At 60.2% G+C, this 14753-nt stretch carries 14 protein-coding genes; 8 read left to right on the top strand and 6 right to left on the bottom strand.

Annotation, left to right across the window (positions count from 1 at the left end):
• Nucleotides 1-271: 271 nt before the first annotated feature.
• Nucleotides 272-1855 (top strand): L-lactate permease, encoded by a 1584-nt coding sequence (locus GKN89_RS17680; RefSeq protein WP_154747464.1) that lies wholly within the window; start codon nucleotides 272-274, stop codon nucleotides 1853-1855.
• Nucleotides 1856-1897: 42 nt separating this feature from the next.
• Complete coding sequence (lldD, locus tag GKN89_RS17675) at nucleotides 1898-3037, top strand: FMN-dependent L-lactate dehydrogenase LldD (protein WP_044030572.1); 1140 nt, start codon at nucleotides 1898-1900, stop codon at nucleotides 3035-3037.
• Nucleotide 3038: 1 nt separating this feature from the next.
• Here lldD and GKN89_RS17670 read toward each other — a convergent pair whose 3' ends face one another.
• From GKN89_RS17670 to GKN89_RS17660, 3 genes are all read right to left on the bottom strand, one after another.
• Nucleotides 3039-3848 (bottom strand): MoaF C-terminal domain-containing protein, encoded by an 810-nt coding sequence (locus GKN89_RS17670; protein WP_154747463.1) that lies wholly within the window; start codon nucleotides 3846-3848, stop codon nucleotides 3039-3041.
• Between the two features lie 36 nt (nucleotides 3849-3884).
• Nucleotides 3885-5150 carry an MFS transporter gene (locus GKN89_RS17665; protein WP_230329008.1) on the bottom strand — a complete coding sequence of 422 codons (1266 nt, stop codon included), beginning with the start codon at nucleotides 5148-5150 and terminating at the stop codon, nucleotides 3885-3887.
• A gap of 350 nt (nucleotides 5151-5500) precedes the next feature.
• The gene (locus GKN89_RS17660) at nucleotides 5501-5683 is read right to left on the bottom strand and encodes a hypothetical protein (protein WP_154747461.1); all 183 of its coding nucleotides are present in this window, start codon (nucleotides 5681-5683) and stop codon (nucleotides 5501-5503) included.
• A gap of 137 nt (nucleotides 5684-5820) precedes the next feature.
• Between GKN89_RS17660 and GKN89_RS17655 the strand changes: the two genes are divergently transcribed.
• Nucleotides 5821-6738 carry a TIGR03571 family LLM class oxidoreductase gene (locus tag GKN89_RS17655; RefSeq protein WP_004931740.1) on the top strand — a complete coding sequence of 306 codons (918 nt, stop codon included), beginning with the start codon at nucleotides 5821-5823 and terminating at the stop codon, nucleotides 6736-6738.
• A 158-nt stretch (nucleotides 6739-6896) separates the two neighbouring features.
• Nucleotides 6897-7328 (top strand): VOC family protein, encoded by a 432-nt coding sequence (locus GKN89_RS17650; protein WP_154747460.1) that lies wholly within the window; start codon nucleotides 6897-6899, stop codon nucleotides 7326-7328.
• A gap of 6 nt (nucleotides 7329-7334) precedes the next feature.
• Here the strand turns inward: GKN89_RS17650 and GKN89_RS17645 are convergent, their stop codons facing one another.
• A complete protein-coding gene (locus tag GKN89_RS17645; RefSeq protein ID WP_154747459.1) occupies nucleotides 7335-8879 on the bottom strand; it encodes a BCCT family transporter in 1545 nt (514 codons plus the stop codon).
• 158 nt (nucleotides 8880-9037) lie between these two features.
• Between GKN89_RS17645 and betI the strand changes: the two genes are divergently transcribed.
• Nucleotides 9038-9634 carry a transcriptional regulator BetI gene (gene betI, locus GKN89_RS17640; RefSeq protein WP_063917958.1) on the top strand — a complete coding sequence of 199 codons (597 nt, stop codon included), beginning with the start codon at nucleotides 9038-9040 and terminating at the stop codon, nucleotides 9632-9634.
• A gap of 9 nt (nucleotides 9635-9643) precedes the next feature.
• Here the strand turns inward: betI and GKN89_RS17635 are convergent, their stop codons facing one another.
• The gene (locus GKN89_RS17635) at nucleotides 9644-11413 is read right to left on the bottom strand and encodes an ABC transporter ATP-binding protein/permease (protein WP_074056076.1); all 1770 of its coding nucleotides are present in this window, start codon (nucleotides 11411-11413) and stop codon (nucleotides 9644-9646) included.
• Between the two features lie 180 nt (nucleotides 11414-11593).
• Between GKN89_RS17635 and GKN89_RS17630 the strand changes: the two genes are divergently transcribed.
• A complete protein-coding gene (locus tag GKN89_RS17630; RefSeq protein ID WP_154747458.1) occupies nucleotides 11594-12451 on the top strand; it encodes a GyrI-like domain-containing protein in 858 nt (285 codons plus the stop codon).
• 193 nt (nucleotides 12452-12644) lie between these two features.
• Here GKN89_RS17630 and actS read toward each other — a convergent pair whose 3' ends face one another.
• Complete coding sequence (gene actS / locus GKN89_RS17625; protein WP_025160224.1) at nucleotides 12645-13397, bottom strand: amidase activator ActS; 753 nt, start codon at nucleotides 13395-13397, stop codon at nucleotides 12645-12647.
• A 149-nt stretch (nucleotides 13398-13546) separates the two neighbouring features.
• Here actS and GKN89_RS17620 point away from each other — a divergent pair, with 149 nt between their 5' ends.
• A complete protein-coding gene (locus tag GKN89_RS17620; protein WP_154747457.1) occupies nucleotides 13547-14116 on the top strand; it encodes an HdeD family acid-resistance protein in 570 nt (189 codons plus the stop codon).
• 147 nt (nucleotides 14117-14263) lie between these two features.
• The gene (locus tag GKN89_RS17615) at nucleotides 14264-14602 is read left to right on the top strand and encodes a hypothetical protein (RefSeq protein ID WP_074056032.1); all 339 of its coding nucleotides are present in this window, start codon (nucleotides 14264-14266) and stop codon (nucleotides 14600-14602) included.
• Nucleotides 14603-14753 lie beyond the last annotated feature (151 nt).

Raw genomic sequence — 14753 nt, 5'->3', positions numbered from 1 at the left:
GCATTTTTGGACATAATCTATTGAACATTACCGCTTAATTAATGTGAACTCGCGCATTCATCACACAAAAACCACTTCTATTAGTCTGATTTTAAACACATTAATTTAACCCCTCACACCGACGTTTTCCCCGCCGGTGGCGCCGTTCGCTGATGTTAAAAAATTACCGCATGGCATCGTCGCCAACGTTGTGATTAGAATAAAAATGTTGCGGTAATTAACCTTTCAGCTACATCTCTCTGCCCATAAAAATAATAACCCTGAGGATCTTATGCCCCTGCTTTTCAGTATTGCGCCCATCATCCTGCTGATCTGGATGATGACCAAAAGGAATGGCGTGCCCTCTTACCTCGCCCTGCCGCTGACGGCCGCCGTGGTGTACGCCGTACAGCTCTTGTGGTTCGATGCCTCGCTGCGGCTGCTGCATGCCCATATCATCACCGCGCTGGTGTCGACGCTGACGCCGATCACCATCATCGCAGGCGCCATCCTGCTCAACAAACTGATGCAGGTGAGCGGCGCGGAAAACGTGGTGCGCCGCTGGCTGGAAACCATCAGCCCCAATCCCGTGGCCCAGCTGATGATTATCGGCTGGGCGTTCGCCTTTATGATTGAAGGCGCCAGCGGCTTCGGCACCCCGGCCGCCATCGCCGCGCCGATTCTGGTCGGGCTGGGCTTCAACCCGCTGCGCGTCGCTCTGTTGACGCTGGTGATGAACTCGGTGCCGGTCTCCTTCGGCGCCGTGGGCACCCCCACCTGGTTCGGCTTCGCCAATCTCGGCCTGTCGGACGCCAACCTGCTGGAGATCGGCCGACAAACCGCGCTGATCCACTTTGTCGCCGGTTTCGTCATTCCTCTGCTGGCGCTGCGCTTTATCGTTTCCTGGCGGGATATCCGCCGCAATCTGCCGTTTATCCTGCTCAGCGTACTGAGCTGCACCGTGCCCTATCTGCTGTTGGCCCAGGTGAACTATGAGTTCCCGGCGCTGGTCGGCGGCGCGATCGGCCTGGCGCTCTCGGTGCTGCTGGCGCGAGGCGGCATCGGCCTCGCCCGCGGCGACAAACCGCAGAGCGTCGGGCAGGCGGTGCCGTTCATGCAGGTGGTCAAGGCCATGACCCCGACCCTGCTGCTGATTGCTATTCTGATAGTGACGCGCGTCCACCAGCTGGGCCTCAAAGCGCTGCTCAACAACACCGCGCTGCTGTGGCGGGAAAACCTCGGCTGGCTCGGAGAGCTGCGCATCAGCCGGGCGCTGATCGTCGAACTGCAGCAGGTGCTGGGCACCTCCGCCGCCGCCGGCTACAAAACGCTGTATGTCCCGGCGCTGATCCCGTTCCTGTTGGTGGTGCTGCTGTGCATTCCGTTGTTCCGGCTGAATGGCGGCCAGGTGCGGCAGATGTTCAGCGAAACCGGCGGGCGCATCGCGCGGCCCTTTATTGCGCTGTTCGGCGCGCTGGTGATGGTCAACCTGATGATGCAGGGCGGCGACAACGCGCCGGTGATCCTGATCGGTAAAGCGCTGGCGGCGCTGACCGGCGGCAGCTGGCTGCTGTTCTCGTCGTTCCTCGGCGCGCTGGGCTCGTTCTTCTCCGGCTCCAATACCGTTTCGAACCTGACGTTCGGCGGCATTCAGCAGTCGATCGCCCAGAGCAGCGGTCTTGACGTCAACCTGACGCTGGCCTTGCAGTCCGTCGGCGGCGCCATGGGCAACATGGTGTGCCTGAACAACATTATCGCGGTCTGTTCGATCCTCGGGATCGGCAACGCCGAAGGCAAAATCATCAGAAAGACCGTACTGCCGATGCTGGCGTACGGCGGGATTGCGGCCGGTATGGCGGCGATCCTCACGCTCTGACCGACAACTCGTTATCGCAAGCAAGACAAGAAGGTAAACACTATGATCATCTCCGCGTCAACCGACTACCGGGCCGCCGCCCGGGCCAAACTGCCGCCGTTTCTGTTTCACTATATCGACGGCGGGGCCTACGCGGAGCATACGCTGAAGCGCAATACCGCAGACCTGGCCGATATCGCCTTGCGCCAGCGCGTGCTGCGCAATATGTCCGAACTCAGCCTGGAGACCACGCTGTTCGGCGAGCAGCTGGCGATGCCGGTGGCGCTGGGGCCGGTGGGGCTGACCGGCATGTACGCCCGCCGCGGCGAAGTGCAGGCCGCGCGCGCCGCGGCCAAAAAAGGTATTCCGTTCACGCTGTCCACCGTGTCTGTCTGCCCGATCGAAGAGGTGGCGCCGGCGATCGATCGGCCGATGTGGTTCCAGCTCTACGTGCTCAAAGATCGCGGTTTTATGCGCAACGCGCTGGAGCGCGCCAAGGCCGCCGGCGTGAAAACGCTGGTGTTCACCGTCGACATGCCGGTGCCGGGCGCCCGTTATCGCGACGCCCATTCGGGGATGAGCGGCCCTAACGCCGCCCTGCGCCGCGTGCTGCAGGCGTTTACCCATCCGCAGTGGGCCTGGGACGTCGGCCTGCTCGGCAAGCCGCACGATCTGGGCAACGTTTCAGCCTACCGCGGCAAACCGACCAGCCTGGAAGACTACATCGGCTGGCTGGGCGCCAACTTCGATCCGTCGATTTCCTGGAAAGATCTGGAGTGGATCCGCGAATTCTGGGACGGCCCGATGATCATCAAAGGCATTCTGGATCCGGAGGACGCCAAAGACGCCGTGCGCTTCGGCGCCGACGGCATCATCGTTTCCAACCACGGCGGCCGCCAGCTGGACGGCGTGCTGTCGACCGCGCGCGCCATGCCGGCGATCGCCGACGCGGTGAAAGGCGACATCACGCTGCTGGCCGACTCCGGCATCCGCAGCGGCCTGGACGTGGTACGCATGATCGCACTGGGCGCCGACAGCGTGCTGCTGGGGCGCGCCTTCGTCTATGCGCTGGCGGCGGCCGGCGAAGCCGGCGTCGCTAACTTGCTGGATCTGATCGACAAAGAGATGCGCGTGGCCATGACGCTCACCGGCGCGAAAACCATCGCGGAGATCAACGCCGGTTCGCTGGTCAGAAACGCCTGACTCACAGCGGCTGCACGCCCTCCGGATAAGCGTTGTAGCTCATCTTGCTGATGAAAGCCCCGGCCGGCGAAACCAGAACCCGGCCGGCGGCGTCCAGCCCGAGGAAGGTGCCGGTGCAGCGCCCGGAGATAAAGTCGAAGAAGAATACCGAGCACACCGGGATAATCTTTTCCCGGAAGGTGAACAGGAACATCTCTTCCTCAAATTTGTAGTAGGTGGCGTAGTCCATGTCGCCGTGGCCGAATTGCTCGCCGCGCAGGTTCTGCCAGGCGTAGCGCTCGGTGTTGACGTAAAAGTGTTCGTAATAGTGATTGGGGCTATAGACGTTCAGCGTGCGGTACCCGATCAGCTCGCGGGTCAGATGCGGCGCAACGCCGCCCGGTGCGATGCCGGCAATCCGGCCGACGTGGAAGCTTTGTTTGAGACGGGAACCCTTTTCCACCGTCTGTTCCGGCAACAGCGTGCTGCGCACCAGCAGCGCCCGGCCACTTTCACGGTTGAGCACCAGCGTCAGGCACTCGTTGCCCGGCGACTGCAGCGGAATATTGAAGAAATAACGTGCGGCGGAGGTTTGCACCTCTTCATAAGCGTCCTCGCCGCTCTCCCCGCCCCAGGCCCAAAGCACCCGCTGCCGATCGGCGCTGAAGCGCAGCGTGATTTCCCCGCCGTCTTCAAAGGCGATCTGCAACGTTTTGCCGCGCCAGTCCTGAGTGCCCGGCAGCCGGTTGGTGTCGATGCCGCGCGCGAAATCGTCGTAATTCTTCCAGTCCGGTTCGGCATTTTGATTCAGTACGGATGGTTCTGCTGACATCTTCGCTCTCCTTGATTAAATGGGATGAAAGCCGCTTTAAACGTCGACGACGCCCGCCGGTTTCACCGCTCTGCGGTTCACCACGGCAGGAGCCGTTTCATCGAGAAAACAACTCAGTACGCCGGCGCAGACGGCGCCGGCGGCCGCCAGCCACATCACGCTGACCAGCCCGTAGCGATCGGCGATCAGCCCGGCGATAAACGGCGCCAGGCAGCCGCCAATCACCTCGCCAATTCCCATCACCAGCCCCAACGCGGTAGCGATGCGCGCCGGCGACACCGTTTCAGACGGGATGGTGGCCATAAACAGCGTGAAACAGCCAAGGCCGGTATAAGACAGGAACACCAGCACGCCCAGCAGCCACGGGTTGGCGACGTAGCTCAGAAACAGCGGGCAGCACACCGCCAGCAGCGAAAAGAAGATCAGCGTCGGCTTGCGCCCGAAGCGATCGGAAATCGCCGGCACCGCCACGCCCCAGAACACCCAGGCGGCGCCGATGGCGCTCATGATGCCGCCCATCGTGCCTTCGCCGAAGCCGCGGTCGGTCACCAAAAAGTTGGGGGTGAAGGTAATGATGATCATGAACCAGGTGACGAACACACAGGAGATCAGAATGCACAGCGCCACGTTCTTGATTTTGAACAACTCGCCGTAAGCACCTTTGTTCGCCGCCTTGTCGGCCGCCGGCACTGCGCTGAAAGCGGGATCCTTTTTGCCGTTCACATAGCGATAGATCAGCCACGCCAGAATGATGCCCGGCACGGCGGTCAGGTGAAACGCCATGCTCCAGCCCCACTTCTGCGCCAGATAGATGATCAGCGGCGGCGCGATAATACCGCCCAACAATCCCGGCGCCGCCCCTTGGATCAACCCCATGTTGAAACCGCGACGCTGCGGCTGCGATTTTTCCACCATCAGCGACTGTGCGATCGGCAATACCGGCCCTTCGGCGATCCCCATCAGCGCTCGGAAGATCAATAACATGGCAAAGCCGCTGACCAGCCCCGACAGTGCGGAGAACAGCGAAAACACCAGGATCGATAGGATCAGCATCGGTTTGCGGATATTAAAGCGATCGGCGATAGCCCCCAATCCCGCGCCGGACAGCGCCCAGGTTAACGCCAACACCGCCGACAGCGTGCCGAGATGCACGTTGCTGAGCTTGAGGTCGGCGGCAATCATCGGAAACAGAAACGAGATGGTCAGACGGTCGACGAACACGCAGCCGAAGACAAAAAATAAAATAATCAGCAACCGGTTCTCTTCACTTAATGTTCCGCGTGGCCCTGGCGATGTATTCATAGCGTCATTGGTCCATAAGTTAACTTATGAATGGCGACCCGCCATGGCATAAGTGCGTTAAGCGTTCGGCCAAGGGAGAATTTGGCCATCCGTCACAACAACAACTCATTAACATGTTAATGACATAAAATTATCGCAAGCCGGCGGTCTGTCAACCGGCGCTCTCCGAGAGACAAATGAAATTCTGAACGGGTACTATTTCAATATCGCATTATCACCTTCAGGTTATTTATCCTTCTGTTCTTGATACATATAAAATAATGTCCGGTACTTTCTTGCGATTAAAAAAAGCCTGTTTGCGCGTTATTTGCGAATAATCCCATCGATGACGCTTCAGGTTTATTAATTTTTCATCGGCATTGAATGATCCCCGCACGCGCTTCAGAGCCATTTTTATCTATTGAATCATCTAGTTTTATTTTAAGGCCGCAGAAAAAACTAACTCTTACGAGGGAAAGGCCAACGGCGGGGTTATATAACCCCGTCTGGACAATAGCAAAAGCGCAGAGCGTGACGTAAATCACGGCAATCATGCCGTATCCTGCAAGGTAATTATGCTCGCAACAGCAATTATCTATTGCGATTAGGGCTGTTTATCTCAATTAATCGCCATGCAACACTTCGTGCCATCGTTCGACACCGCGCCGCAAGGCCTGAGACGGAGTGACACATGAGCATCGAAAGACTAACCCGGGAGCCGCTTTCCATCGGCATTGAGCTGCCGTTGGACAATGATTGGTCCACCAGCGGACAGCTGAAACGCCAGCAGGACGGGCGGCCGTTCGGCGTGCCGGACATGAGTGAACACGCTGCGCGCATCAAGCTGGCCGATGAGCTCGGCTTTCGCGCCGCCTGGGTTCGCGACGTGCCGCTGTACGATCCGGACTTCGGCGACGCCGCGCAGGTGTTTGAGACCTTTACCTACCTCGGCTACCTGTCCAGCCTGACGCGCAATATTCTGCTGGGCACCGCGGCCGTGGTGCTGCCGCTGCGCCAGCCTTGGCTGGTGCGCAAAGCGGCTTCCACGCTGCAAACGCTGAGCGGCGATCGTCTGCTGCTCGGCGTCGCCAGCGGCGATCGCCCCGTGGAGTACCCGCTGTTCGGCGCCGATTACGCCGCGCGCGGTGAAAACTTCCGCACCAGCGTCGGCATTCTCAAAGGTGAAGCCGACAGCGCGCTCCAGCCCGGATTGCGCCTGCTGCCGGCCACGCCGCCGCCGCCGCTGCTGGTCGCCGGGCTGGCGCAACAAACGCCCGAGTGGGTGGGCAAAAATATGGATGGCTGGCTGTCGTATCCCGGCACGCCTGCGGACCACGTTTCGCGAGTCAAACTCTGGCGTAACGTAGCCGGTGACAAGCCCTACGTCAGCTTTATTCATCTCGACCTCACCGATAACGCCGACGCGCCGATTCAGCGCCATCGCTTCGGCATCAAGAGCGGCCGCAATGGATTGATTCAGGAACTGAGCGCCATGCGTGACGCCGGGGTCAACCACATCGGCCTGCATTTCCGCCGCAACCAGCGGCCGCTGGAAGAGACGATGCAGGAGATCGGTCAACTGGTGTTGCCGGAATTCCATCGCGCCTGACGCCCGCTTTAGCCCGCTATTCCGACCTGAGCGGGTCTTTGCCCCGTTACCGGGGCTTTTTTATTTCCGCCGCTGCTAGTTCATAACAACTCAGTCTAATCCCTGCGGCCAAACGGCGGCATGATGACGGGGCAACGAGCCACCATGAGGAATGAGCAATGACGGCAAAACTGACAGAAGCGGGCTTTTGGCGCAAAACCGCTGACTCTTCATCGCGGCGCGAGCCGCGCGTGCTGATTCGGGTCTACGTCGACGTAGGCGAGATTGACCGTGCCATCGCGTTCTACGAGCAGCTGCACGGCGTGGAAGCGGATATGCGTTTCGACTTTCCCGAGCATCGGCTGGTGCTGGCGGCGGTGGGGCCGTTTCTGATTCTGGAAGGGTCGGAAGAGCAGCTGCGCCCTTTCCGCAGCACCGTCGGCACGCTGCTGGTCGATGACATTTATCCTTACCACCGGCGGCTGCTGGCCGCCGGGGCCGAGATCTTCTTCGGCCCGGTGGAGGTGCCCACCGGCGCCTGTTTCAATGCGCGCCTGCCGGACGGCACGATTGTCGAGTACGTGCATCACCGGCCGCGCGCGGACGAATAATCCGCCTCAGGGGAGCGCCGGCTTCATGGTGTAACCGCACAGGTCCTTGCGCAGGCTAAGCATATACAGCACGATCACCGCCGAGAACGGCAGGCCGCACAGCACCACTGCGGTCTGCATCGCGCTGAAGCTGCCGGCGTACAACAGCCCGGCGCACACCAGCGTGGTGACCGCCGCCCAGAACACCCGCAGCCAGGCCGGCGCGTCATCGTGAGCGGAACCGCCCTGGCAGGAGAGGTTGGCTATCATCAGCGTGCCGGAATCGACCGGCGTCAGAAACAGCACGAAGCTTATCACCACCACGAAACCGGCGGTCAGCTGGGTATAAGGCAGGTATTCGAACAGCTTGAACACCGCCATCGGCGGATCGCTTTGCGCCACCTGCCCCAGGATCGCCTGCCCGCCTTCCAGCACCAGGCTGATGGCGGTATTGCCGAAGATCGACAGCCACGCCAGCGTGAACCCCAGCGGGATCAACAACACGCCGAAGATCAGTTCGCGGATAGTGCGCCCTTTGGAAATGCGCGCGATAAACAGCCCGACGAACGGCGCCCACGCCACCCACCAGGCCCAATAGAACAGCGTCCAGGCGCCCTGCCATTGGCGCGCCTTGCCGTACAGGTACATATCGAAGCTGCGGCTGACCAGCGAAGTCAGATAATCCCCGACGTTCTGCAACAGGCCGTTGAGCAGGTTCAGCGCCGGGCCGGCCAGAAACACGAACAGCAGCAGCAGGCACAGGAAGCCGACGTTGATGTTCGACAGCATGGCAATGCCCTTCTCGACGCCGGTGATCGCCGCCAACGTGGCCACCACCATCATCACCACGATCAGTGCCAACAGCACGCCGGTGCTTTGCGGGATATCGAACAGGTAAAACAGCCCCGAGTTCACCAGCAGCGCGCCGATCCCCAGGTTGGTTACCATCGAGATGACCGTCACCAGAATGCCGAAACTGTCCACCAGATGGCCGACGCCGCCGTGGATGCGCTCGCCGAAGATCGGATACAGTGCGGAACGCAGCGCCAGCGGCAAACCGCGGCAATAGGCGAAATAGGCCAGCGCAGTGGCGATCAGCGCATACAGCGCCCAACCGTGCAGCCCCCAGTGCAGAAAGGTGAGCGCCATCGCCTGTCGCGCCGCCTGCACGCTGCCGCCGCTGCCTTCCGGTGGCGACAGGAAGTGATCCAGCGGCTCGTAGGCGCCGTAATACACCAGCGCAATGCCGATGCCCGACGAAAACAGCATCGCCACCCAGGAGGGGTAGCTGAACTGCGGCGGCTCGTCATCCTGGCTGAGGCGAATGTGGCCAAAGCGCGACAGCGCCAGCCAGAACACGAACGCCATGCAGGCGACCATCAACAACATGTAATACCAGCCGAACACGTCGGCCACCCAGTTCTGCGCAACATTCAGCCACTGTTTGCTGGCGGCGGGAAACAGCACAATCAACGCCCCCAGCAGCAATATCACCGCTGCAGAGCCGAAAAATACCGGGGCATTCAATCTGACAGGTTCTTCGTCAAGCGATGGAGGAGTTTTTATTGTCATTGGCAGGCTTCCATGAGGCGAAAGACTGACGATTTAAATGCAACTTTTATTTAACATTTAATCGTCATTTATTTGACATTTTTGCAGCATATAGAGTATTGATTGACCGTTCAATCAATCAAATCCAAAGTGTGATTGGCCTATCAGTTGAGGAAAATATGTACCGCAGAGACATTCCTGAGCAGCGCAAGGAACAGCTGATTAACGCCGCCTTCGAGGCTATCAGCGTGGTGGGACTGGCCGGCGTCACCCTGTCGCAGGTGGCGAAAGAAGCCGGACTGTCGACCGGCATCGTCAGCCACTATTTTGGCGATAAGGAGGGATTGCTGAGCGCCACCATGCGCAAGATCCTGCGCGATTTGCGCGACGCGGTGGCCGAGTGCCGCGCTCAGGCGGCGAGCGACAGCCAGTCGCAGCTGTGCGCCATCATTCAGGGCAACTTCCACCCCAGCCAAACCAACGCCATTTCCATGCGCGCCTGGCTCGATTTCTGGGCCGCCAGCATGCATCAGCCGGTGCTGCGCCGCCTGCAGCGCGCCAACGATCGGCGGCTCTATTCCAATATTTGCAGCCAGTTCCGCCGCGAGCTGCCGCTGCAGCAGGCGCGCGACGCAGCGCGCGGGCTGGCGGCGATGATCGATGGCCTCTGGCTGCGCGGCAGCCTGGCCGGGGATGAAACCGATCTGCAGCAGGATTACCGCATCGCCTGCGACTACGTGATACAACGGCTGCAGGCCGCTCCGTCGGCGGAGTAAACGGCGGCGTCAGCTCAGTTCGTGATCTTCGCTGTACTGGGTTTGCCACATCGCAGCATAGCGGCCGTTTGCCGCCAGCAGCGCCTCATGCCCCCCGCGCTCGACGATTTCTCCCGCCTCCAGCACGATGATCTCATCGGCGTCCACCACGGTGGAGAGCCGATGGGCGATCACCAGCGTAGTGTGGTTGCGGCTCACCTCGCGCAGGTGGCCCTGGATTTCGCGCTCGGTTTGGGTATCGAGTGCGCTGGTCGCCTCGTCGAACACCAGAATGGCCGGATTTTTCAGGATGGTGCGCGCGATCGCCACCCGCTGCTTTTCACCGCCCGACAGCTTCAGCCCACGCTCGCCCACCCGGGTATCGTAACCGTCAGGCAGACCGACAATAAAATCATGGATATGCGCCAGCCGCGCCGCCCGCTCTATTTCTTCATCGCTGGAGCCGGTTTTGCCATAGCCGATGTTGTAGCGCAGCGTATCGTTGAACAGCACCGTATCCTGCGGCACGATGCCGATCGCCTGCCGCAGGCTGGCCTGGGTCAGCTGGCGAATGTCCTGGCCATCGAGGGTAATGGCGCCGCCCTGCACGTCGTAAAAGCGAAACAGCAGGCGCGACAACGTGGACTTGCCCGCGCCGGAGGCGCCGACCACCGCCACCGTGTGGCCCGCCGGTATGGCAAAACTCACCTGTTTGAGGATCGGCCGACGCACGTCGTAGCCGAAGCTGACCGCATCGAACCGCACTTCGCCGCGATCGAGCCGCAGCGGCTGCGCATCCGGGCTGTCGACGATTTCGCGCTTCTCCTGCAGCAGATCGAACATGTTCTCCATGTCGATCAGCGCCTGACGCACCTCCGAGTAGATGAAACCAAAGAAGTTCAGTGGCTGATACAGCTGCAACAGGTAGGCGTTAACCAGCACGAAGTCGCCGACCGTCATCGTCCCCCGCGTAATCCCCTGCGCCGCCATCGTCATCATCACGATCAGCCCGATCGAGATAATGGCGGTTTGCCCCAGGTTAATCGCGGTAAAACTGAATTGGTTCTTGATGGCGGCGTATTCATACAGCCTGCGCGACAGATCGAAACGCTCGGCCTCGAACTCTTCATTGCCGAAATACTTCACGGTTTCATAGTTCAGCAGGCTGTCGATGGATTTGCTGTTGGCGTCGGCATTGGCCTTGTTGAGCTCGCGGCGAAAGCGGGTGCGCCAGCTCACCGCCAGCACGGTGAACAGGATGTAGCAGCCGACCGTCGCCAAGATCGCCAACGCGAACCAGCCGTTCAACATGTGCCACATAATCGCCGTGACCAACGTCAGTTCGAACAGGATCGGCACGATAGAAAACAGCAGCCGCGACAGCACAGTAGACACCGCCTGGGTGCCGCGCTCAATGGACAGCGACAGCCCGCCGGTCTGGCGTTCCAGATGGAAGCGCAGGCTCAGCGCGTGCAGCTGACGAAACACCCGCACGCCCAACAGGCGCGTGGCGTTCTGGCTGACGTGGATAAACATCACGTTGCGCAGCTCCTCAAACAGCGCGCCGCCCACTCGCGCCACGCCGTAGGCGACGATCAGCCCCAGCGGTACCGCCAGCATTTTCGCCGTCTCGCCGCTCAGCGCATCGACCATCGCTTTGTAGGCCAGCGGCACCAGCGTGGTGCTGACCTTGGCCGCCACCATGAACACGAAGGCCACCACCAGATACCAACGCAGCCGCGGGTTGTCTTTCGGCCACAGATAGGGCAGCAGGAATTTCAGCAAACGGGAACGATCCATCATGTAATATTCATCTTCTCGGTCGGGCTCGCGGCGCTCGGCCGCGCGGGGTTATGATTTTGGCCTGGCCGGCAGCGAACGCCGCGGCCATCCCGTTTTCCTGCGATGGCAACTCAGCATCATCCGTCAGGAGACGCGGCGGCGGTTCGGGCAAAGTTCAGGCATGGAGGAGACAATCACATGACCCACTCGTATGCAAAACGCTTTGCGCAGGTCTTTGACTATATCGACCGCCACCTGGACGAGGCGCTCACCGTCGAAAAACTGAGCGAAGTGGCCCATTTTTCGCGCTTTCATTTTCAACGCCAGTTTAGCGCGTATTGTGGCATCTCGGTGTGGCGTTATATCCAGTGGATGAGGCTTAAACGCGCCTCGTACCGCCTGGCGTATAACCCGCTGGAGCCGGTGATTGACATCGCGCTGGACGCCGGTTTTCAGAACCCGGAGTCCTTCAGCCGCGCCTTCAAACAGGCGTTCAGCCAAACGCCGAGCCAGTTTCGCAAACAGCCGGCCTGGATCGATTGGCAACAGCGCTTTCCCGAACCGAAACACAAAAGGAAACAACCCATGAAGGTAGATATTGTCGATTTTCCGGCCACGCCGGTGGCGATGATCGAACATAGCGGCCCACCCGCGCTGGTCAACGAAACCGCCGCACGCTTTATCGAGTGGCGCAAAACCAGCGGCCTGTCGCCGGTCAGAAGCAACCGCACTTACGGCATCGCGCCGCACGATCCGGCCATCACCGAAGCGCAGGACTTCCACTTCTTCATTTGCGGCGAAGTCACTACGCCGATCCCGGAGGACAACGCCTTCGGCGTGGTGAACGGCACGCTGCCGGCCGGGCGCTGCGCGGTGCTGCGCCATCACGGCTCGCTGGATGGGCTCTCGGAAAGTGCCCACTATCTGTACCGCGAGTGGTTGCCGGCCAGCGGCGAGGAACTGCGCGATTTCCCGCTCTATTTCCACTACCACAACTTCGTGCACGAGGTGGCGGAATATGAACTGGTGACCGATCTTTATCTGCCGCTGAAATAACTCATTTCAGGCTCCGCAAGGAGCCTGAAATTAATGGCAAATCTGATGCCGTTGCCGGGCTTACAGAAGACAACCTATAAAAAATAAGGAAAATCAATGTATTGATTTTCGGCTGTTCACCACCAGGGAGGAAAAACCACGCTTTTACCTCCCTGGTCAACAGGCTAGGGCTCCGCAAGGAGCCTGATTGGCGTTAACAGGATGGCGACGAACCCTGCGGCGGCAGATAACGCTGCGGATCGAGCGCGGTGGCGCGGTAGCGAATCTGGAAATGCAGGAACACCGAATCGGTGCCGGTGCTGCCCATAGTGCCGATCTTCTGCCCCGCTTTCACATCCTGGCCGTTGCGCACCAGCGTAGTGTCGTTGTGCGCATAGGCGGTGATAAAGTCTTCACCGTGCTTAATCATGATCAGGTTGCCATAGCCGCGCAGCTGGTTGCCGACGTACACCACTTTGCCTTTGGCGGAAGCGTAGATCGGCTGGCCGCGTTTGCCGGCAATGTCGATGCCCTTGTTGCCGCCATCTGAATTGGAGTATGCCTGCACGATCCGGCCGCTGGTCGGCCAGCGCCAGCAGCGAGCGGCGCCCGGCGGCGGCGTCTGCTTGGCAATCGCGGCAGAAGAAGAGGTTTTACGGCGCGTGGCGGCGGTTTTGGTCGGCGCGCCGCCGCTCAGCCGCAGTTTCTGCCCCACTTCCAGATTATAGGGCGCGCGTATCTTGTTGATTCTGGCCAGATCGCTGACTTCGCTGTCGGTGATCCAAGCGATGTAATACAGCGTATCGCCCCGTTTGACGGTGTAGGACTTGCCGGTGTAGCTGCCCTTCGGCAGTTTGTCGTAGTCGCGGTTGTAGGTGTTTTTACCCGAACACCCGGCCAACAGCAGCCCCAATGTCAGACACACCGCGATGCGGCGCCACCCTGCCAGTTTGCTTCCTGTGCTCAAATCCTGTCCTCGGTCGTCGTTTCGGTTCTGATGCGCGTCAGCCGCACAGTGTAACATTTGCGCCGGGTCAGTCAAAAACCCCCAGACGGTCTATGCTAAACAGGTAAGGATGACTGATTTATTACCCAACGACGAAATGGAGTACTGTCATGTTGAACCTCGACCGCAATAATCTGCCCCTCCTGAGCGAAGATCTGCTCAAAAAGCAACGCACCACCCTGCTGATCATCGCCTTCCTGCTGCTGGCCGGCGGCATACTGTGCCTGGTTAATCCTTTCGCCTCCGGCGCGGCATTGAGCATCGTGGTGGGCATCCTGCTGCTGTTGAGCGGCGCCGGGCTGATTATCGCCATGATCGCCAATCGGGCGCAGAATACCTGGCCGATGATCGGCGGCATTTTGCTGGGCGTGGCCTACCTGATTATCGGCTATGTGTTCATCACCAGCCCGCTGGCGGGCATTTTGGCGCTGGCGGTGTACCTTGCCGTGCTGTTCGCGCTCGGCGGCATCGCGCGCCTGGCGGCTGGCTATATGCGCCGCGGATTGCAGGGCAACTGGCTGCAGTACGTCATTGGCGTACTCGATTTGATCATCGCCTGGATGCTGATCGGTTCAGGCCCGGCGGCGTCGGTCACGCTGGTGACGGCGATCGTCGGCATCGAGATGCTGGTCAGCTCCTTTGCGCTGTTCCAGGCGGCGAATCTGTTCAAACGCGCCTGACCCTACCGGCCCGCCGCCGGCGGGCCGTCACTTCGTCTCCTCTTCTCCGCCGTTTCCAGGCAAAACAACGCGATACCCCCGCAGCTTGTCCGTGGTTATCTTCATCGGTAAGTGCCAATATAGGTGAAGACAAGGGAGCTGAAGCCGATGACCACCCATTCCAACCCGCTGAACTCACGTGAAGTTTGCCTGCAATTGCGCCACTTCAATCAGGTAATCGGGCAGCAATGCCGCAATATGGCGCGTCAACAAACCGTCTGCCCATGCTGCCTGGCGGACATCGCCACCGGTTGCGACGCCGGTATCAAATTGTGCGGACAGCAGTTAGCCAAGCCGAGCCCGCAAACCCCACTGTTTCAGCAGATTCGTAATCTGCTGCTCGATCTGCGCGCCGAAGCGAAAGGGGTTCACAGAATCGATACCCTGAACCGCACCAATAATGAAATTTCCTGGCTGTTGCGCGAGCTCTATTTCGAAACCTTCTGACCGTTTCGACCATGCAGTCACCCCGTGCCATCTGCTGCGCGGGGAATAGGCCGCGCCGTGTCGCTCCCCTCCTCGTACGCCCCTTCCGCTCTTCGCGTTCACCCAGCTTTACGACCGCCATCACACCTCGCCAACCTCAAATTGCGTTGGT

This window comes from Serratia sp. YC16, assembly GCF_009707615.1.
In the GTDB taxonomy this organism is placed as follows: Bacteria; Pseudomonadota; Gammaproteobacteria; order Enterobacterales; family Enterobacteriaceae; genus Serratia; species Serratia surfactantfaciens.
Note: the sequence above shows the minus strand (reverse complement) of the source record. Positions and strands in the feature narration are given on the sequence as shown.